17 protein-coding genes are annotated in these 19,702 nt (G+C 65.5%); 3 read left to right on the top strand and 14 right to left on the bottom strand.

The features are described 5' to 3' along the window. Positions 1-859: 859 nt before the first annotated feature. The 3 genes from mobF to J2Y49_RS31385 are packed head-to-tail and all read right to left on the bottom strand — an operon-like array spanning position 860 to position 6,097. Positions 860-3,739: a MobF family relaxase gene (mobF, locus tag J2Y49_RS31395; RefSeq protein WP_310119635.1), complete on the bottom strand. Its 2,880-nt coding sequence runs from the start codon at positions 3,737-3,739 to the stop codon at positions 860-862. Between the two features lie 13 nt (positions 3,740-3,752). Continuing rightward, positions 3,753-5,765, bottom strand: a complete 2,013-nt coding sequence (locus tag J2Y49_RS31390; RefSeq protein WP_310119632.1) for a type IV secretion system DNA-binding domain-containing protein — start codon at positions 5,763-5,765, stop codon at positions 3,753-3,755. After that, positions 5,762-6,097, bottom strand: coding sequence for a hypothetical protein (locus J2Y49_RS31385; protein WP_310119631.1), 336 nt, complete (start codon positions 6,095-6,097; stop codon positions 5,762-5,764). Before J2Y49_RS31385 ends, J2Y49_RS31390 begins: the two co-directional genes overlap by 4 nt. Before the next feature lie 1,058 nt (positions 6,098-7,155). Here J2Y49_RS31385 and J2Y49_RS31380 point away from each other — a divergent pair. Then, on the top strand, positions 7,156-7,488 hold the full coding sequence (locus J2Y49_RS31380) for a conjugal transfer protein TraD (protein ID WP_310119630.1): 333 nt from the start codon (positions 7,156-7,158) through the stop codon (positions 7,486-7,488). 228 nt (positions 7,489-7,716) lie between these two features. Here J2Y49_RS31380 and J2Y49_RS31375 read toward each other — a convergent pair whose 3' ends face one another. The 9 genes from J2Y49_RS31375 to J2Y49_RS31335 form a co-directional block, all read right to left on the bottom strand. Next, the gene (locus tag J2Y49_RS31375; protein ID WP_310119629.1) at positions 7,717-8,061 is read right to left on the bottom strand and encodes a hypothetical protein; all 345 of its coding nucleotides are present in this window, start codon (positions 8,059-8,061) and stop codon (positions 7,717-7,719) included. Positions 8,062-8,137: 76 nt separating this feature from the next. Continuing rightward, positions 8,138-8,329 carry a hypothetical protein gene (locus J2Y49_RS31370; RefSeq protein WP_310119627.1) on the bottom strand — a complete coding sequence of 64 codons (192 nt, stop codon included), beginning with the start codon at positions 8,327-8,329 and terminating at the stop codon, positions 8,138-8,140. Positions 8,330-8,418: 89 nt separating this feature from the next. Continuing rightward, positions 8,419-9,636: a DUF932 domain-containing protein gene (locus J2Y49_RS31365; protein ID WP_310119625.1), complete on the bottom strand. Its 1,218-nt coding sequence runs from the start codon at positions 9,634-9,636 to the stop codon at positions 8,419-8,421. 751 nt (positions 9,637-10,387) lie between these two features. Next, the gene (locus tag J2Y49_RS31360; RefSeq protein ID WP_310119623.1) at positions 10,388-11,080 is read right to left on the bottom strand and encodes a hypothetical protein; all 693 of its coding nucleotides are present in this window, start codon (positions 11,078-11,080) and stop codon (positions 10,388-10,390) included. 701 nt (positions 11,081-11,781) lie between these two features. Beyond that, on the bottom strand, positions 11,782-13,776 hold the full coding sequence (locus J2Y49_RS31355; RefSeq protein ID WP_310119621.1) for a DUF3560 domain-containing protein: 1,995 nt from the start codon (positions 13,774-13,776) through the stop codon (positions 11,782-11,784). A 71-nt stretch (positions 13,777-13,847) separates the two neighbouring features. Then, complete coding sequence (locus J2Y49_RS31350; RefSeq protein WP_310119619.1) at positions 13,848-14,033, bottom strand: hypothetical protein; 186 nt, start codon at positions 14,031-14,033, stop codon at positions 13,848-13,850. Between the two features lie 201 nt (positions 14,034-14,234). After that, positions 14,235-16,247 (bottom strand): ParB/RepB/Spo0J family partition protein, encoded by a 2,013-nt coding sequence (locus tag J2Y49_RS31345; protein WP_310119617.1) that lies wholly within the window; start codon positions 16,245-16,247, stop codon positions 14,235-14,237. Continuing rightward, positions 16,244-16,495, bottom strand: a complete 252-nt coding sequence (locus J2Y49_RS31340) for a hypothetical protein (protein WP_310119616.1) — start codon at positions 16,493-16,495, stop codon at positions 16,244-16,246. The genes J2Y49_RS31345 and J2Y49_RS31340 overlap by 4 nt, the downstream gene beginning before the upstream one ends. 17 nt (positions 16,496-16,512) lie before the next feature. Continuing rightward, on the bottom strand, positions 16,513-17,058 hold the full coding sequence (locus J2Y49_RS31335; RefSeq protein WP_310119615.1) for a hypothetical protein: 546 nt from the start codon (positions 17,056-17,058) through the stop codon (positions 16,513-16,515). Between the two features lie 170 nt (positions 17,059-17,228). Between J2Y49_RS31335 and J2Y49_RS31330 the strand changes: the two genes are divergently transcribed. Both J2Y49_RS31330 and J2Y49_RS31325 read left to right on the top strand, forming a co-directional pair. Next, complete coding sequence (locus J2Y49_RS31330; protein WP_310119614.1) at positions 17,229-17,600, top strand: type II toxin-antitoxin system RelE/ParE family toxin; 372 nt, start codon at positions 17,229-17,231, stop codon at positions 17,598-17,600. Beyond that, positions 17,590-17,889 carry a helix-turn-helix domain-containing protein gene (locus tag J2Y49_RS31325; RefSeq protein ID WP_310119613.1) on the top strand — a complete coding sequence of 100 codons (300 nt, stop codon included), beginning with the start codon at positions 17,590-17,592 and terminating at the stop codon, positions 17,887-17,889. Before J2Y49_RS31330 ends, J2Y49_RS31325 begins: the two co-directional genes overlap by 11 nt. 640 nt (positions 17,890-18,529) lie before the next feature. Here the strand turns inward: J2Y49_RS31325 and J2Y49_RS31320 are convergent. Both J2Y49_RS31320 and J2Y49_RS31315 read right to left on the bottom strand, forming a co-directional pair. Next, a complete protein-coding gene (locus tag J2Y49_RS31320) occupies positions 18,530-18,991 on the bottom strand; it encodes a hypothetical protein (protein WP_310119612.1) in 462 nt (153 codons plus the stop codon). A gap of 358 nt (positions 18,992-19,349) precedes the next feature. Continuing rightward, positions 19,350-19,658, bottom strand: a complete 309-nt coding sequence (locus J2Y49_RS31315; RefSeq protein ID WP_310119611.1) for a hypothetical protein — start codon at positions 19,656-19,658, stop codon at positions 19,350-19,352. Between the last annotated feature and the right edge of the window lie 44 nt (positions 19,659-19,702).

Below are 19,702 nucleotides of genomic sequence, written 5' to 3'. Positions count from 1 at the left end.
CCGATCAACCCGTCACCTCGCGCAGCCGCCATGCCGACGCCCTGCCGCCCGTCGCTGAGCCGGTCGGCACCGCACCGGCAGTGGTCGAGGGCGGCAGCGGCCCCGATCAACCCGCCTCACCGCCCCTCCCGGAGCCGATGCCTTCAACAGCATCGCGGGAATCGACAGCCGCGAAGGAGTCACCGCCTGCGGCCTCGGCCGAAACACAGGGCACTAGTGAGCCCGACAAGCTGCTGGCCGACATTGTGCCCGATAAACCCAAAGCGCCGCCTCGGCTTCCAGAACTAGCAATCCCGCTCCCAAGGGCTGGACTCCCTACCGGAGCGCAGAAGAAGGAGTAGAGCTGTGGAACACCGCATGGTAGAATACAGCTTAGAGAGGTGACGGTTATGGCGATTGAGCTAGTTGGCCTTCTGATTTTTGCGGTGTTCGCGTTCAACGTCGCAAAGTGGTTGTATCGCGGAGTGATTGATGGCGTCTGGTCTACGCCCATCAAGAGCACCACTGAGCCCGCGCCCGACTGGTACTCAGCAACCCCGGAGAACCAGTATATCCGTAAAACAGCTATGTATATTCCGTCCAAGCATGACCGCCGTCATTAGTACTGCGAAGCTATCCCGGCACGGTGCGTAAAAGGTCTCTACAACCAACACCGATTTCAGACGGTACAGGCCGCGGTTGCAATAAAGTGGTAGGTGAATGTGATGGTGAAGCCGTTCACACCACGTTAATCACTGAACCTATATTGTGTTCTCAGGTTCACCGTTCCTCCCGAACCACACTAAAGGCCGCGCCTTATTGGCAGCGGCCTTTTCCTTTTCCAAACACGCTGATTGTGCGTTCGAGACGCGCTCCGCGACTAGAGTCCAAAGTCCATCGCTCTCGCATGCTCCTGCTGCGGGGCGGGCTGGTGCTGGTCGGCCGCCAAATCGTGGCCCTGGGTTTCGAGCGCCGAGATCTTCTCGCCAGTCGCCTTCTGCAGCTGCTTGCCCAAGGCTTTGGCGTCGTCAACGAAAAGGCGGGCGCTCGTTCTGGCGCGGCTGATCGTGACGTAAAAGACCTTCTGGTTCGACAGATTGCGCCGCCAGCTTTCGAGCACGCCAACGACGTGATCGACGGTGCGCCCCTGCGCCGCGTGAGCCGTCGCCGCATGCGCATAGTCCATGTGGGCCAAACGTGGATCATCCCGTGCGAGGTCGATTTCCTTTCCGTTCTGCAGGCGCACGGTGACCTTTCGGCCGTCCACGGCGAGGATCGTCGCCGTGTGGCTGTTGATGAGGACTTTTTCCTTGTCGTTCTTCGTCCACTGGATTCGATCACCCTGCTGCAGATCATGCTTGTCCCGGTCGTACACGGACACGGCACCGCTCCGGCCGGCGGCAAGCTCCTGGGGCTTCCACTTCACGGTGCGGCCGTCCTTGTGCAGCGTCACCACGCCCCGCCGCTGGTCGATGCCGCTGACCTGCCAATGCTCGTCCTTGTCCACGCCGAGAGCGGCATAGGATCGGTTGAACACCACCACCTGGCCGTTCTTGTAGTTGAAGGCCGCACGCTGCTGAGCCCCGGTGAAGTTGGCCGCGCGCAACGTGTTGATGGTGATGGCCGGGCCGGATATCTGGCCCTCGAAAACCAGCTGGTTGCGGACCGCTTCATTGATTTCCCTCCTAGTCTCGTTCGCCGGCGCCACGATGAGTGTCCGGGCCCGGTCCTCGGCGGAAAGCGAAAGCCAGTGAGCCGCCGCCCGGGCGGCTGGGGAGTCATGCTCCTCGATGGCCGAACCCAACTTCGCGAAGGCAGCGCGGACCTCGCCCGCAATCGAGTGTTCGACCGCAGCCTTTAGCTCTGGGCTGTTCTTCTGCCGCTGGATCTCCTTCATCTCAGCTGTCGTGATGCCGGCGCGCTGAAGCTGGGCGAAGGGCTTGCCGGCCTCCACGGCACCCAGCTGTTTCTCGTCACCGGAAAGCACCACCTTGGGCAGCTTCAGCGCATTCGCGATGCGCTCAAGATCCCGGGCCTGGGCGGTCGATGCCAAGCTGTCTTCGTCCACCAGCAGACCCGTGCGCGCAAAGAGCGCCTGAGCCTCCAACAGCTTGTCCTTGGGCACGTCGCCGCGCGTGAACTTCTCGAAGTTGGCAAGGAAGCTCTGCAGCGTCCGCGTCTCGATCCCGGCTTCCTCGGCCAGCGTTGCGGCCGCTGAAGCGGTCGGTGCGAGACCGATCCAGCGGAAGCCGTTCTCGTCCGATACCTCGCGCACGGTCTGGTACATCGTGGTCTTGCCCACGCCGGCATAGCCTTGCACGGCAACGAAGCGGTCTCGGCTGGTGAGGATCATGGTCGAGGCGGCGATCTGCCCCGCGTTCAGGGACTTCCCGTCCTCTCGCACCACGGCCAGCCGCTTGGCCACCTCTTCGGCACGGGTGGGCACAATAGGCGTCGCCACGCCCCGCCCCTCCCGCATCAACTGGATCACCTCCTTCTCCATCGCCACCGCGGTGGGGGTGGTGACGAGCTTCCGATGCTCGGCAACCTTGGAATCAAGGAGCTTCCCCGACGATCGAGCCGCAGCTATCGCATCCTCAATCGCCTTCACGCTCACCCGGCCCAATCCGGCCGTCATCGCCTCCTTCCTGACGTCATCGAGTTCGAATGCACTGTTGCGTTCGGACAGGTGCCGCACCGCATAGTCGACCGCCTGCTGCGCCGTCTCCGCCTTGACCTGCGGAACGCGAGGGGCGCGGTCGGTCACGCGCTCCGCCAGGTAGCCCAGCACTCCGCTGATACCGCCCTGCTCCATCGCCTCCCGAACGGTGGTCGGCAACCCGGCATCGAGGCGGGCGGCAACTGTGGCGTCGGCCTCCGTCGCCTTGTTCAGCGACACCCCCAAGGCCGACACACGCGCACGCCAATCCGCCGCGAGTTCCGCCGGCGAGACGGTACGCTTGGCCTGCCGGGTGACCAGCGCCGCGACGGCCGCGGTCTTGGCGTTCTGATGATCGTAGCCGTCCAGGGCTGTGCGGATCTCACGGGCGCGGGAGGAAAACTCGTCAATCAACTCCTGAGGGATGGAGGCGATTTCGAACCGGCCGTCCTTGTGCGTGAGACGGATTTCATAGCCCATCTCGTGCAGGCGCTGGGCGAGTTCCGCCCGGTACATCTGCCCTACCAGCATCTTGCTGTCATAGAGCGCGGGGTTGTGCAGCGAGCGCCAAGTGCCGTCACCATTGTCCCGCACCATGTTGGCGATCACCGCGTGCGTGTGCAGCTGCGGTTCGAGATTGCGGTTCGTGTCGTGGCGGAAGGTGGCCGCGACCATGGACTGATTGCCCACCGTCTTCACCTTCCCGTCGATCATGACGCGGGTCTGGATGAGGTTCTTTTCCACCCAACCCAGAGCCGCTTTCACCGCGTCATCGTGGGCCTCAAGGACGCGCTTATCGTCTGCCACCAGCCCTAGGATTGAGACCGATTTCGGCGCGGAAAAGGTGAGGTCCACGCCCGGTGCGTGCTGCACCTCACCGTCCACCACGCGCCCCAGCTGGCCGCCGCCGGGAATGCGCCCCTGCAACACGCGGATGAAATCGCCGTTCTCCACCTCACCCACATAGCCCACGGATTTGGCACCATCGCCAAACCATGCGCTTGCCTCACGCGCCTCCGCGCTGCTCTTGGCGTAGTAGTTTTCCTTCCCGTAGTAGGAGCCAGCCTGATGCGCGCTGCTGAGCGTCGATATCGAGAGCATAGGTCTCTCCTAGTCAGAAATCGTTCGGCCGGCGGGCGGCCTTCGGCGGCGGCGCAGCCGGCGGTGCGGTTGCCTCAAGCTCCGGCTCGTCCTGGGCCTGCGGGGGAGGGGCGGGCGGTGCTGTTTCGGTCTTGCGCGGCTCTGCCGGCGGCGGCGGTGCGGACGCGGGCGCAGCTTCCACAACTGGTTTGCTCTTGCTCGCCCGGCGCTTCTTGGGGGCCTCCTGTGTGCTTCCCGTTTCTTCCGGCTGGGCTGACGGTGCTGCCGTTGGCTTCGCCGTCCCCTCGATAATGCGGGGTGCCTCTGGAAGCGGCGGAATGTGGCGAAGCACGTAGCGCGGCACGATGGAGCGCACCTTCCTGACCGGCACTTTGATCGCAGCAGCCGGAAAGCCCTGGGGCATTTTGATGAAGCCGTGACGGTCGGGCAGGTCCTGAATTTGGGAGGCGAGAACCAGCTTCTCCGGTGTCGTCTTCTCGCTCAGAGAAACGCCGTCGCGCATCTCGTTCGCACCGTAGGTGACACCTTCGTGATACTCCGACACCTCGCGCTCGCCCAACACCTGGGCACACCACGTTGCAGTCTCTGGCTCCGGCGTTGACAGCACGACACGCGAGCGACAGCTACCAAGGAGCGCGGCTGCACCCTCCTTGCCGAAGTTGTGTTCCAGCAGCGATTTGGTCTGAATGCCGATCATGAATGCGCCGCCGAACTGGCGGGTCTCTGTCACCGACGTGATGAGGCTCGGGATGTAATTGAGCGAGCCAACCTCGTCCAGAATGAACCACAGCATGCGGCTACTGGGTTGGCCGGACAGCAGCTGGTTGACCGCCACCTCAAGCCACATCGAAATGAGCGGCTGAAGCGTGCTGTGCTGGTCGCCACGCGACGACATGAACAGAAAGCCGTCGCGCTCCGTGTCCGAAACCCAATTTCGAATTGAGAATGCCTCGCCATCGTGGCGCAGCACGCGGAAAGCCCGCAGAGCGTTCGTGATGGTGAACTGCACCGATGCCGCCGTGCGCTCCGACCCTTCAGGCAAGACGTTCTGAGCGAAGGTTCCCTTGATGAAAGCCTGGACGTATTTCAGGTCGATCCGCACCAGATGGTCGATCAGTGCGAGGTTGTCCGTCACCCCCTGGGACGCCAGTTTTTGGGCGGCTTCCGACAGCAGCAGCTGCGACGCTTCAGCCCAAGTTGGATCTCCTTTCGTCGGTCGCGGGATCATTGCCTGCGCCAGCATGTCGAAGTCATTCGGCAAGCGAGCGTCGATGAACGGGCTCCAATATGGACTGCGCTGGTCGAGCGGGTTCAGCAGAACGTCGCGCGACGGATCGAAGAAAGCCTCCGTCAGCGCGCCCATTTTGTCGTACACGATGGCGCGGTCTCCGCGTGCTCTGATCTGGTCCAGCAGCCCCAATATCAGCTGGGTCTTACCAGTGCCTGGTGCACCGGAAACAAGCGTGTGCGTCGTCTCCGCCCCGTGCGGGTAGGGCACCCCCGCCAAGCTGTAACGGGAGCCTCCACGGCGGATATTGTATCGCCTGATGGCCTTCGCGAGCTTTCGCTGAGTGGTAAGCTGAGCGCCGCGGATATGCGTCTTCCTGGCAAACGCACGGCCCTTCAGGTAGGCGACGAACAGGAACAATCCGGCGATCCCACCGGCGGCAAATCCACCGCTCCACGCCGACGCGATCACCTCCGACACGACCCGGTTTTTCGCCATGTGCACGCCCGGTGTGCGAAGGATATCCACGACGCGGACTTGCGTGTTCTCGCCGCTCGGTTGGCGGAAGTTGACGAACTCGTTTGCGTTCTGGTGGATGCGCCACAGGAAGTTGGCATAGCCGTACTGGAAGGTCACATAGCGGTCGTAGGGCGCTGTATTCAGGTAGGCGCTCACCAGCATCACACCGACGAATACCAGCACCATCAGGCGCCACATATCGCGGATGATCTGCCAGAGCATCCGCCAAGTGTGAGTGATCGTTTGACCGCCACGGATGATCGTGGACGAGCGGATCATTCATCGTCTCCCCGGTTCAGGGCGCTCATCGGCGGAAGGCCCTGGGCCTTCAGCCACGCATCCACGTCCTCCAGCGCGTCGCCAATCACCCCCTCACGGTTGGTCGCCTTCAGAGACCGTCCCAGCATCCGGCAGGACAGTCCGACCCAAACCAGCATCTGCATTTCGATCGGCGTTCGGGGAAAATCCGACCGCACCACCTGTTCGCCTCGCGCTGCCGCAAGGAGCGTACTTCGCACCCAATCGGCTGTTGCCATGCCCGCCGCCGCGGCGGCGGTAGTGATCTCGGACCATTCGTCGTTGGTGGCTCGTACAGAGCGGGGCTGTCGCATTGGCGCGCTCCAAAGGGGGCATTTATGCCACCTTTCTACCACCTTCGAACGGGGATGGCGAGCGTATGCCACGTAACACGTTGGCAGCTAAGTTATTGTTTTTGCTACGTAATACGCGTGTGACACACCACGTATTACGGTACAGCTTGCGCTAAGTGTTTGATCTGAACGGCGTTTTCGCCATTTCGACGCCGCAACGCAGTTGCATCAGGTGTGACCTCCGAAGGAGGTTGCTTTCTCTCACCCCTGGGTTCGAAACCCTTGGAATCCCTATGCACGTGGCTGGGCTGGAAAAGCCTCCGCGGCGTCTGAGCGGACTTCGCAAAACGGGGGGCAGGTGAGGGGCAACCAGTGCCCCTCGCAAGGTCACCTAGGCATCGGCCGATCCTAGGGGACGGCTTGGCGCACGCTGCCGGAAATGGGGCTGTGGCGACGGGCGGAATTGCCGAGCATCGCCCGGCACTGAAGCGGCAAAGCTGGGCAAGCCATGGGGAAAGCCCTGTCCACAAATCCACGGGTCAACGCGCCGAAGGCGCGTAGGGACGGAGGGGCCAGCCGCGCCCCCATAGCGCACCGGGATGGCCCCGTAGTCCCGTTGGCCGGTGGAGGCTGTGGACAGGTCGGGACGGGCCGGCGCGCGTCCAAAACTCCGGCATGGCGACACACCCTGCCCACAAATCCACAGACCAATCCGCCGCAGGCGGATAGCGACTGGTCGCGTTGGTCTGTGTGAGCTTGTGGACAGGGCCGGGCGATCTGGCGGTGTCGTGTGCCTGGGCGGCCAGCTGGCCGCCATTGAATGCGGATCGGACGCGTAGCGGCCGGCATTTTCCCCGAGGCAGAGGGGGGTGGTCCGACTTGTGGCGCGGCTGGGGGGGGCTCGGCCCCCCTCCCCCCAGCGGGGGGACCGCGCCGCAGGACCATGGGCGTGCGCCGTTCGCGGGTGGCAGGCGCTGCCGTCGCACCCTGCCCATTGGCGCCCGCAAAAAGGCGGTGCAGCCGCGTTGCGGACGCAGTAAATATCGCTCCACCGTAGTGGCATGCGAAGGGGAATTATTGTGTCCGCTCTCGACAAATTGACCACGCTGCAGCAGCAGCTTTCGACGCTTCAGGAACAGCAGGCTAAGGCGCTTCAGGAACGCCGCGAAGAGATTGGCGCACTGGCGGAGGCTGCCGGTGTCCTGACGGTTCCGAACGCCGTTCTTCTGGGCCTTTTCCGGGAACTGCGCGAGCTTCCGGACAGCGCACCGCGCTTGGCGGAGCTTGCCGAAAAGGGGCAGGACCTGGCGAAGCCGAAGCGGGGTCGTCCGGCCGGTACGGGCGCGTCAAAGCAGGCGGCGAAGGGTGGCTCAAGCGAGCCTGCGACCGCTGGCACAGAGACCCAGGAGTGACGTGCAAACCGGCTCTCAGGCCCGCCGGGGAGCCGGCGAGCATCGCGATGCCGGCGACGGGGCGCGGCCGGCGCGGGTGGGCCGGCGCGGCTCTGTGGTAGGGCGGCGCCAGCCGCCACAACGATGGTTCAGCCGCGCTTGCGCGGCTGGCCGCTTGGGCGCTGCCGGGTCGCTCCCTTCCTGCTCCGGTCGGGGGAGCGCTCCGGCGCTCCCACCCGCTGCCGGGGGTCAACCGTACAGGGCGTTGAAGACTTCTAGGTCGTCACCTTCCACGAAATAGAGCGCGGTTTGCGCCGTCTCCGTGTCGCTCTCGCGGCGGATGGTCATCCCGGCCAAGCGGTAGAATTCGACGGTCCGCCGTCCCTGGCTCTCGTCCACAAAGCACGCGTCGGCCACCTTCTGCGCGATGATCCTGGTGAGCGCTTTTTCAATCTCGGCGCGGAAATGGGCGGGCACCGGCCGGAAGCTCAAGGTTCCCTTCATGGAACCGATTTCCGGGTTCTTATCCTCCCACCGGATCTCAAGCATCACGCCGTTGCAGGTTTCTTGATGGGCGGCGGTGTGTGCGGTCATCGTCTGAGGCTCCCTATCCTGGCTGATCCGGCCGGTTCTTTTCGTCACCGGCCGGATGCGTCTCATTGCCTGGGTCTTAATGGCGCTGTGATTCCGCCTCTACGACCGCTTGGGCCCAGTCCAGCAGCAGCGGCGGCGGGGCGGCGCGGTCTTGGATAATGTCCAGCAAGTGCCGGTCGATTTCGTCGTAATTGGCGGTCCCGAAACTGCGCGCCAGAAAGCCGCGGCTTGCACTGAGGATCACCAGCTTAACGGGGTCGAGAGTCATGGCTGCGTGCCTTTCCTGTCGCGGGTGGTGGGGCTGTCGTTGCTGTGGCTGCGGCGGTCGAGGGGGGAGTTACCCCCCTCTTTCCGGGGTCAGCGGCGGCGCTTGCCGGTCACGCCGTCGAGCAACTTCCCGGCTCCACGTTCGAGGGTGATGCGGGTATCCTGATGCTCGCTGCGACGGGCGACGGCGGTCATTCCCTGCACAAATTCCCAGACGCTTTCCGGTGCCTTCCCTTCCTCCTGGGTCACCGCCTCGATGACGCGGGCGGCGGCGCTCTTGGTGAGACCGGCGCGCTTGGTCAGGAAGTCCGTGCGTTCCTCGTCGTCCTTCGCGACGATGGCCGCCTTAGCCTCCTGCACCCCGCTGGTGAGCGCGCGGGTATCGGCGTCGGCAAAGGCGCGGAGCGTCGGCATAGCCTGCTGCAAGAACCGGCTGGGCGCGTGCTTGGTGTGACGCAGGGTGATTTCCTTGAAGCCTTCCACACCCCACATCATGCGGTTCTGGCACACCCCGCGAAGGTAGAAGGTCGCGATACCGGCGGACTTGCTGCCCACCTCGCTATTCCAGACGTAGAAGCCGCGGAACACGAGGTCGGGGGAGCCGTCCGGGAGCTTGCCGATTTCGATCGGGTGGGTGTCGTCCACAAGGAAAATGAACACGTCGCGGTCGCTCGCAAACAGCGTCGTGGTCTCCTTGGTGACGTCCACGAAGGGGTTGTAACGGGTCATCCCTTCCAGCATCCCCGGCACCTTCCAACGGGTCTCCCCGAGACCGTTACCGGCGATGCGCTGCACGGCCTTGACCACTTCCCAATCGTGGATGCGGCCATAATCCGGGCCGGTGATGGCGCGGAGTTCGGTGCTGCCGTCCATCCGGGTGTAGGTCTTCACCAATTCGCTGCGGTGGGTCGCCAGCCCGTATTGCAGGTTGATCCCGGCGATGGCGGCGGGGAGGTCGCGCAGGTAGCCGGCGGGAGCGCCGACGATCTGCGCCAGCTGACCGAAGGACCAATGCGAGGGGGCGGCGGTGCTGCCGTCCGGGAGCGCGAGGAAAAGGGACTCCGCGTCGTCGCGGGTAGCCTGCACCGTGATCCGGGCGGTTTCGACCGTGGCGGGCTTGCTGGCGTCGGCCGCGGAGCGGGTGAAGGCATACAGGCTGTCCAGGGAGAGGAACCGCTGATCGGCCGGACGCTCGAACCACTGCGACTGCACGCGGGCGTTCTGCTCACCGCGCAGCGCGTCCACGCGGAAGGAACCGGTCACGGGCGCGGCGTCGATGGTGAAGGCGGCGGGGGCGATGGCGTTCATCTGTCGGCTCCTGGTGTTGTGTTCGTCTCTATGCCCCCATTATAGCGTAACGCGTTACGTGCGGAAGCGAAAAAGCGTAACGCGTTACGGCGTAACTGCCTCCGCCCTATGCAGCGAAAACATGGCTAAATCAGCAGCTTAACGGCGGACTGGCACGTTCCCTGCAAAACCCCACACGCTAAGCAAAAGCGGTTTCCGGCTCTGGGGCGCAGCAGGCGTTACAGGGTCTTGGGACCGCGCGTTCAGCATCCCCCCGCGAGGGGGCGCGCGGTCCCTAGTCCCTGTTAGCCTGCGGTTTCGGCGGCGAACGATCCGCTGCGAGGGGTCCCCGCCCCCGGCGGGGCGAGCACGGATCGCTTCGCCCAGCTGGCGCCCATCCGACGCGGCGGAGACGTCCGGCCCGGATGGGCCGGACCTTGATGGTTGGCGCCGATAGGCGCCTCATTGTGTGACCGGAGCAAAGCGCAGGTCACGGCCCCACCTCTCCAAGCCCTGCCCTGCCCCGTCAGCCTGCCGCCCGGCTCCGCGGACGGCCTATCCTCTACCCCGCCCCGCTGCAAGCGGGGTGGCTCCCGAAGGGGGCCAGATCGTACCGTAGGCGGAGACACCGCGCCGGCATCCACCTCCCGGACAACCTGGCGCTACCCTGCCCGGCCGGTGGCTCCGGGAGCTGGCCGCGGCAGCGGCCGGCGACTAGAGCCGGAGAACCCAAGCGGGAGACCAAAACCCCCGCTGGGTCCAAAAATGAATTCTAGATCTCGGGCTCGCTCCAAACCCGCATCGGCTTCCAATTCGGCTCGGCCGTCACGTCGAACGCCTTCCCAGCATCAGTAATCCGCAGCCGATACGGCGGCTCGCCGGCAAGCAAACCGCGCCTCACCAGCCCCGCCGCAATCCCGCGCATCACCAGAAAATCCGGCACATAGGTGGACCACGGCGCGGACCATTCGAACTCGGCATCGGGGTTCTTCTGGCCGAACTCGATCAGCCGCAGCGCCGACAAGGACAGCGGCTTTTCCTGCTTCGGCTTCGTCAACGGCTGGCCGCGCAGCAGCCGCGCGACCTTGCGACCGTCCGTCGTCATCTGCACCAGCAAGGCGAGGATGTGCCGCCCCGTGCGAGCATCCATCAGCCCCGTGCGCGCGTGCCTGAGCTTGACCAACGCTCGCCCTTCCAACGCGCTCCACGTCGCGCCGGTGCCGTTCGACACCAGCCCCTGCCCTTCGAGCACGCGGCGGAGATTCCAGCCGGTGTCGAGGGTCTTCGCGCCCACCGCGCCGTATTCGATCCACCGCCATTCGGACGCGGGCCTGCCGCCCGGGCCGCGGTGCAGGTCTTCGCGCCGCTGGTCCTCGTCATATGCGGCCAGCAGATAGGCCCGCTGGCGCTCGTTGAGCGCCGCGGCGATCTGCGCCAATCGGTCGGCGGCGGACTGCCTCGCCATCGGTTTGCCTCCTGCTCGATCACGTTACCGTCGCTGCCGGCGCGTCGCCAGCCCCCCGCAGCCGTCCAGGCTGTGGGGGGCGCGGGCGGTGGGGGGAGGGGCGGCGCTCTCTGACCCGAAGCGAAGCGGAGGGCAGTGAGCGCCGCCCCAAGTCGCGCGGTGAGCGGCCTTCCGGCCGCGAACCGGGCGAGACACCGACGCTGATAGTCCGGCGCGGCGGCGGGCCGGTCGGAGGTCGGCCCGTCGCCGTGTCCGGCGGGTTGGTCGGGGGCCACGCCTTTCCGACGCCCCGCCGTCGACGCTGGGGCGCTTGTGCGGCCGGGCAGTGCCGCGCCCCTGTAGCGCGGCTCTGACCGGCCGCCGCCGCCCGGCGCTGCTCCACCGCGGCGGCGACAGCCGCAATGATGATGGTTCGGCCGCGCCTGCGCGGCCGTCCGCTTCCCGCTCCGCCGTGTCGAGGACTGCAGCACCTGGCTGGCGATCGGCGGCTCAAGGGCGGCGACAGCCGCCACGATGATGGTTCGGCCGCGCCTGCGCGGCCGTCCGCTTCGCGCCTCCCGCCGGCGAGGTTCTCGTGCACCAGCTGGTCGTCGTCGTGGTCCCCAAGGCTGGCCGGGGAGCCGGCGCGCGTCAGCGTCGCCGGCGACGGGGCCAAGCCGGGCGCGGCGGAGAGCGGGGGCACTCCCCGCCCTCCCCCATCGTCACGCCTCGATGACCAGCAGCGCCACGTTGACGTTTGTCCCCTGCTCCCGGAACGATCCGGCGGGCAGGGCCTCCCAGACCGTCGCCAGCGGGCGCAGCTTCTCGGCCTGCCTGGGGCCGTTGGCGCACAGGGCCACCAGCCGCCCCCCCGTCTTCAGCAGCGATGCCGCGTGCGTGATGTGGGCGATATCCTGGCCGTTGGCGAAAGGCGGGTTCATAACGATCCGGTCGAACCGTCCCAGCGCTGCCGCGTCCATGGTGAGGAAATCGCCCGCGCGCACGTCGTCAAAGCGCTCAGCCAGCAGGTTAGCCAGACGTGGGTTAACCTCCACCGCAGTTATCACCGGCTCCACCCCGGCCACCTGCAGGGCGTCCAGCAGCGCGCCGGTCCCGGCGCTCGGCTCAAGCACCGCGTGGCGGTCCTCGATCTCTGCCGCCTCGACCATCTGGGCGGCGATGGCCGCCGGGGTCGGGAATAGCTGCGGGGCCGCGACCACCTGAACGCCGCCCTTCAAGCTGGCGCGCATCGCCTCGAAGTCGTCGGCTGCGCTATCCTGACGCGCGGGCGGCGGCTCCTGGGTGGGCACGGGGGCAACCAGCGCGGGGCGGGGCGGTGGAAGCGTCGGCGCTGCACCGGCTGCGGGCGGCGGAGGATCCTTGCGCTTGGCGTCGGTGATATAGACCGGGGCCGTCCTGAAGCTGCCACCGGAGACGAACGCCTCACGATAGCGATAGGCACCGTGCTGGTCCGTGGCCTTGGCGGTGCGGACGATCCGGTAATCCTTCGGCTTGCGCTTCCATTCCGCCTCGGTCATCTGAATGAAGCCGTCACCGGGGAAGTTGCACAGCGGCGGGAGCTTGGTCGCGGCCTTGGTCGCCTCGGCCTCGGCCTGGGTGGGTGCCTCGTAGTCGGTGATTTCCTCCACGCCGTATTTCCAACCACCGCGCCACGTCACGCCACGCGGCGCTTGGGTGGTGATGCTGACCGGCACGCCATCCTTGCGGGTCACGCGCAGGATGGTCAGCCAATCGCGCTCGCGCCTCACCATCACGCGTCCACCGGGCTGCAGGTCGAAGCGGCAGCCCATCAGGGCCGTTGCCGGGGCATCGCTGGCGACGGTCGCGCCGATCTGCTCGGCCAGCATCGCGCGCTCGTATGCAAGGCGGTTTTCGTAGTGTGCGATCCAGCGGCTGTTGCGCTCGATGCTGCGAGCGTAGACCGGCAGGGCGATGTCTCGGGCCTGGGTGTGCGTGATGATTCCGTTTGTCATCGCCGTCCACAACGACATTTCGCCTTCATAGCTGCTGGCACCCTCCGGGCGGGGGTACTGCGCCAGCGGGAACGGTCGGGAGATGTGGCCACCGTTTGCCAATCTCAGGGCCTGCTCGTGCGTCAGGTCCTCGCGCGACCACGCGCGCTGGTATGCCTCGGCCTCGGCCTTGGTGCGCTCGGCCTTGCGCTTGTCAGACTCCAAGCCCTTGATGCGGCGGTGCCGCACGTCGGGCCGCTCCTTGTACTTGGCGGCGCGGATCGCACCGGCGGCGCGGCTCTGCCAGTAACTGGCAGTATCCCACAGCTTCACGGCGCGGCGCATGCCGTCCTCGATGCGCTGGGCGTCCTTGCGGGCGCGGCGCTCGCTGTGATGACCAACCAATATCGGCTGGCCCAAGGGGATGCCGTCCATGATGGTGGCGACGGTCTTGCGGGCGGCGGCGGCGTCCTGGGCGCGGCGGTCGCTGTAGGTGTCGAAGCGGTAGGCGCGCTGTTCGGCACGCTCAACAAGGCTGGTGTCCTCGTCGCCAATCTCGCCGCACAGGTCGATCAGAAGATCCTCACGGCCCGGCGTCCAGGCGGGGGCGACGAAAAGCTCCTGCTTCGGTGCCCATTTGAACCCCGCCGCTCTGACGCGCTCATAGGTTTCGGCGTCGAGGCGGGTAACCGCATAGAGCCGCAGCTTGTTGTCGTCGGGGGAATAGGTGGCGGACAGGTTCATGGGGGCAGACTCCTGGCGTGCAGCGCCTGCGTGGAGGCACCGTGCATCGGTCGGGATGGGAAGGGCGGGGGTTAGGGACGGGGCAGGCTTCGCAGCGGCTGAAGGCGCTGCAGCACGTCGGCAACCTGCACCGTCGTGTCCTCGTGGAACTTGGTAGAGGTGAGATACCGGAAGAGGTCCAGCACCGTTTCGTCCACCGTCTCCAGAGCTTCGGCCATGATCCGGTTGTCTTCCTGAAGGCGGAGGATGTGGTTCATGGTGGAGGCTCCTTCGTTCTCTGTGCCTCCATTATATCGTAACGCGTTACGATGGAAACCGGAAAAGCGTAACGCGTTACGGCGTTTTTGCCCTGACCCTATGCTGTAATCACATACCAACGTCGGCACTCTGAACCGGCCCCGGTACGACAGAACCCGCGCCATCCGGGGGACGGTCGCGGGTTGCTGCGTGGGCCTGGATCACTCGGCGGTCAACGGGCTCCCCTCGTCGTCGGGCAGGGCCTCGTCCTGGCCTTCGTCCTCGGCCTGGGCGCTCATGCCCTGCTCGCCCTGCTGGGTGCGCTGCCCCGGCTTGCGCAGCAAGGCGGGCACCCACCGGGAACCGGCAAGCCGCCGCTCGGCTTCAGCAGCGAGTGCCGCTTTCTTCATGCCGTCCAGGCCGTCCGCTGCCGCGCCGGTCCCCTCGCGCACGGCGTCGAGGATGAGGGTCTTCGACACCCTGCCGAGATACCCGGCGGCGGTCGGCTCCCACCAATCGGCCATGTCGAGACTCAGGGCCTCGGCCAACAGGTCCGCACCGCGCAGCCGCGAGCGATCGTCGTTGTAGCGGTCCTTTCCCTGGGTCGCGTTGACGGAATGAGCGAGGCAGAACGCCAGCAATCCCATCACCGTTTCCTGATCCTGCTGGGCAAGCCAGTTCCACAGGTCATCACTGTTTGCCGGGATCCGCAGGGTCCACCAGCCCCGGCGTTCTTCGACGGCCTGGAACGCCTTTCCGGCCTCGATGTCGGGAGCGGTCTTAGCGGGCGGCTGCACATGCCCCAACGTGATTTCCAGCGCGCTGCCGGTCTCGCTGTAGAAGACGCGCAGCACCAGCTTGTGAACGAGCGCCAGCAAGGCAACGTCGGGCCGGTCGATCAGCGCCGCGCGCAGCGCCACGGTGCGGTGCATGCTCAGTTCGGCGGTCAGCGCCTCGGAAAGCCCGGTGCTGGACGCGCGGCCCCCGGCGCGGCCTACGGCTCCATCCTCCCCGGCGTCGTCATCCTGGGCGGCGCGCTTCAGCCCACGGCGCACCGTCAGATCCCCGGCATAATCGAGATACACGATAGCCCCGGCGGTCTCCTTCACCTCCGGTTCCCACACCTCAAGCCCTGCCTGCAATTCCAAAAGCCGCTGGTCGATCACCTGGGCGCGCTCGCCCGCCTCGGGCGTCTCGTTCTCCGCCAGAGCGTCAAGCTCTGTCGTCAGGGCCTCCACCTCGGCCTGTTCCTCGGGCGTGTAATCGCGCTGCGTGGGGTAGCTGCGGCCGAAGCTGGACAGGTAGCTGTATTCCGCCTCGGTGCGAGCCTCCACCCAAGCCCACCCTTCGGCGCGGACGGCCTCGGCCGCTTCGTGCAGCTTCTGCTCGGTCAGTTGCGCCACCAGCGGGGCGTCCTGCCAGAACCCCAGATCATCGGGACCGGCGAAGAGATCGCGCACCACGCGACCGCCTGCGGCTTCGTATGCCGCCAGCCCGATGAACTGCGCGCGTCGGTCCCTCGCGGCGTTGATGTGCTCATGCGTCAGCCGGTCGCGGAGCGCAACCGCATAGCGCGCGTGCGTCGGCGCGTCGAACCATGCCGCCTCTTGCTCGGTGTGGCTGTCGCTGAGCGTGAGAGCCTTGGCTTGGTCAGCCTGTAGCTCCCCCTTCCGGTAGAGGTCCAACAGCTTCGGGGAGAGCCGCCCCAGTTTCAGGCACTGGTAGACGTAGGACGGCGACACGGCGAACCGGGCCGCAATGTCCTGGGCGGTCATGCCCTGGTCATCCACCAGCTTCGCGAAGGCGGTGAAGGCGTCGGCAGGGTGCATCGCCTCCCTGATGATGTTCTCGGCAAGCGACACCTCGACAGCTTCGGCGCTGGGCACCACGCGGCACCGCACCGGGAAGGTCTTCAGGATCTTCCCTTCCTTGCGCAACTCGGTCAGCGCCTGGAAGCGGCGACCACCGGCCACCACCTCGAACTTGCCGCGCTTCGCGGCAACCGTCACGGTGAGGTTGTGGAACAGCCCGTGAGCGAGGATGGAGGCTTTCAGCCCCTCAATGCTGGTGCCGACCTTGCGCACGTTGCGCTTGGAGGCGATCAGGTCGCACAGCGGAATCATGCGGTCCTCTGCGCGGGCCACCGGCTCCTGGGAGGACACGGCGGCGGTCTGCTCGGTGATGTCGGCGGCGTCCAGGGCGGCGGCGTCGATGGCGGCGGCAACAGCGGTCATGAGCGCGATCCTTCCGGATAGAAGTGATTGAACAGTTCGAGGTCTTCGCCGTCGACGAAATGCAGCGCGGTCGCGTCGGTACGGCGGTTGTAATGGCGGCGAACGAGGCGTCCCCAGAGGCGGAAGAACTCCACCCGGTGTTCGTCCTCTGAGCCGTCGAGGAAGCACGCGGCGTCAACGCGCTGCGCGTGCGGTCCCTCAAGGTCTTGCAGCAGGTTGCGCCGCAAGTACGTGGGCACGCTCCACATGGCGTGGCACCGGCGGGCTATTGGTCAGCCAGCAGCGCCAAGGCGAGGGCGGCGCTGATGACCTGGGCGCGCACCTCGCCAACCAGTTCGTCGTCGTCGTGTCCGGCGGATGCGCTGCGCAGCTGGTCGATGGTGATGGTGGACAGCTTGTCTGCAAGGGCCGTGTCCTTGCGGGTGCGGGCCATGGCCGCATACTCGGCCAGCAGCGCCAGCAGCGCCGCATCGTCCGGGTGACAGGCAAAGGGTGCAGGGATGCACCCCCCATGTGTCACGGTGAACCCCTCGCGCTGCAGCGCCCGGACCAGATCGGCCGGGGTGTCCCGGTCAGGGTCACGATGGATCAGGGAGGCGCGCTGCACGTCGAACTCAAAGCCGTGCTCGTCGCAAATCTGCTTCGCCACAGCCGCCAGCGGGACCGGCGGCAGAGGGTTGGGGTACGGGCGGAACGCCAGAACGCCAGAGAGGCGACCATAGTTTTCGTCCCGCCACATCAGCTTCATCTCCACCGGAGTGGCCGAACCCTTCGGGCAAGGGGCTTTGACTGCGGGGGCGGCGGCTTTCATGGTGGCGGCTCCTGGTGTTGTGTTCGTCTGTATGCCCTCATTATATCGTCACGCGTTACGCAGAGAAGCGGAATATCGTAACGCGTTACGCATTGCAGCCATGCGTTAAAGGGGGTCAATGACCACGTTCCGCCCTTCCCTGTGGGCGGTCATTGACCTATAATCTGGACATGACGACGACGACGAAAACCCTCCAATCAGTTGTTGAACTCCCCACCTACCGGTCACGCGTGGCTTCGCGCATACCGTCGAAGAAGGAGCAAGCTGATGCGATTGACATGATTGCCGCCGATCCGGAATGCGGGCCTTTGATGCCGTTTGGCGGCGGGATCCGTAAGGTGCGCTTCGGTGTCGAGGGGCGGGGCAAGCGTGGGGGCGTTCGGATCGTCTACTACTGGCACGACCGCGAAAACCCCATTTTCCTAATCACGGTCTTCGGCAAGAACGAACAGGAAAATCTGTCAAGAGCGGAAATCAACGCTCTGGCTAAGCTGGTGAAACGTCTTATCGAAACCTATCGAGGGCCAAAAGATGGCGAGTGAAGCATTCAAGAGCATTGCGGCTGGTTTGGAAGAGGCCATCGCGTATCAAGAGGGCCGCTTGACGGAAGGCGTCACGGTCCACACTGTCGAGGTGGAAGAGGTAGACATCAAGGCCCTTCGGGGCCGCCTCGGCATGACGCAGGAAGGCTTTGCCTCCACGTTCGGGCTCAACCTTGACACGCTGAAGCAATGGGAGCGGGGCCGCCGCTCCCCACGCGGGCCGGAGCGGACGCTGTTGCGGGTGATCGACCGCGAACCGGACGCGGTGCGCCGCGCCCTGGCCCAGTAGCCCGCCCGCAAGGATCGCGCACTGTCCAGGGCAACCCCCTCACACGCTAAGCAAAAGCGGTTTCCGGCTCTGGGGCGCAGCAGGCGTTACAGGGTCTTGGGACCGCGCGTTCAGCATCCCCCCGCGAGGGGGCGCGCGGTCCCTAGTCCCTGTTAGCCTGCGGTTTCGGCGGCGAACGATCCGCTGCGAGGGGTCCCCGCCCCCGGCGGGGCGAGCACGGATCGCTTCGCCCAGCTGGCGCCCATCCGACGCGGCGGAGACGTCCGGCCCGGATGGGCCGGACCTTGATGGTTGGCGCCGATAGGCGCCTCATTGTGTGACCGGAGCAAAGCGCAGGTCACGGCCCCACCTCTCCAAGCCCTGCCCTGCCCCGTCAGCCTGCCGCCCGGCTCCGCGGACGGCCTATCCTCTACCCCGCCCCGCTGCAAGCGGGGTGGCTCCCGAAGGGGGCCAGATCGTACCGTAGGCGGAGACACCGCGCCGGCATCCACCTCCCGGACAACCTGGCGCTACCCTGCCCGGCCGGTGGCTCCGGGAGCTGGCCGCGGCAGCGGCCGGCGACTAGAGCCGGAGCACTCAAGCGGGAGACCAGAACTCCCGCCGGGTCCATAGATCCAATTCTGACATTTAACGCGGTTGATCAACCGACGCTCACGTGCTCCACCCCCTCAGCCTCCTGAGTGCTTGGCCCAATGCCCACTAAGCGCAAATTCAGAAGAGCCATCATATCGTCGGCACTATTCGGGGAAAGAAACATGTGCTCTGCCGGATTATCACTGTCCGTGGTATAAAGAGTTATCCGCCGATTACCGTCGTATTCTTGTGCCGTTGTCCGCCCCATTTTATACATCGTAACAGATGAAAACGGAATTTTCCGAACGCGCGTAAGCCAAACCAGAACTATTTCACGGGCATTGTCGTCCAATATGATACTTGGCATGTACCTAATGTCTGTCGTGATCCATGTTTTATAATTTGAGCGCCCTTCCAACTCCTTCTGCATCACACGCATGCCGTCATCGTGACGAAACTTTGTGCGCAGTAGGGAGATGCCAAGTGGCACTCCGAACAAGAGGAATAAGAAAAACAATAGCTGACCCATGTAATTGCCTTTCGTGGCCGATGCGGTGAGGCGCGCGTTGATTTGTTGGGCTTCGATCCACAGTATCCTAGGAGCGCACTCCCCGAAAGTAGTACGCAACTTACCGTGTTGTGCGAAGGTGGGACCCAGCTATCGAGGCGGGCTGAAGCGAGGTCGGCAAAACGGGTCGCAGGCCCGCCGGGGCGACGGCCAGCGAAGCGCCGCCGGCGACGGGGCGTGGCCGTTCAGGCAGGCTGATGCTCTGCGCTGCGACGGCGGCGGTAGCCGCCATGATGATGGTTCGGACGCGCTCGCGCGTCCGTCCGCTTGGGCGGGCAAACCCGGTTCAGAAGCTGCATGCTGAAGACCAGCGCTATGCTCACTGCGCGCTTGTGTCAGCGTCCAGCTTCAGCAGGTCGCGCCCCATCGTTCTGAAGCCTTCACGTCGGTCTTCGTCGACGGTCTGCAGCATGGCATTGAGCAGGTTCAGCCGGACGTCTTCCGGCAGGTCGCTGGCCGCCGATACCAGCGCACGGCGCACCACGTCGATATCTGGCGGGAGACCGCCGGCGGCACGCTTCATGCGCATCCGTCTCATCCGCTCGCGGGCTTGCTCGCGGGCGCGTTCTTCAGCGGAGAGATCGGGGTTAGCGGGCTTGCGTGCCATTGCCGAAGATTGAACCTGCATAGATTGATCCTCCTGATTCCTACGAGATACAGTGCGCCGGAGCA

Source organism: Azospirillum sp. BE72, assembly GCF_031455875.1.
Lineage (GTDB): Bacteria > Pseudomonadota > Alphaproteobacteria > Azospirillales > Azospirillaceae > Azospirillum.
Note: the sequence above shows the minus strand (reverse complement) of the source record. Positions and strands in the feature narration are given on the sequence as shown.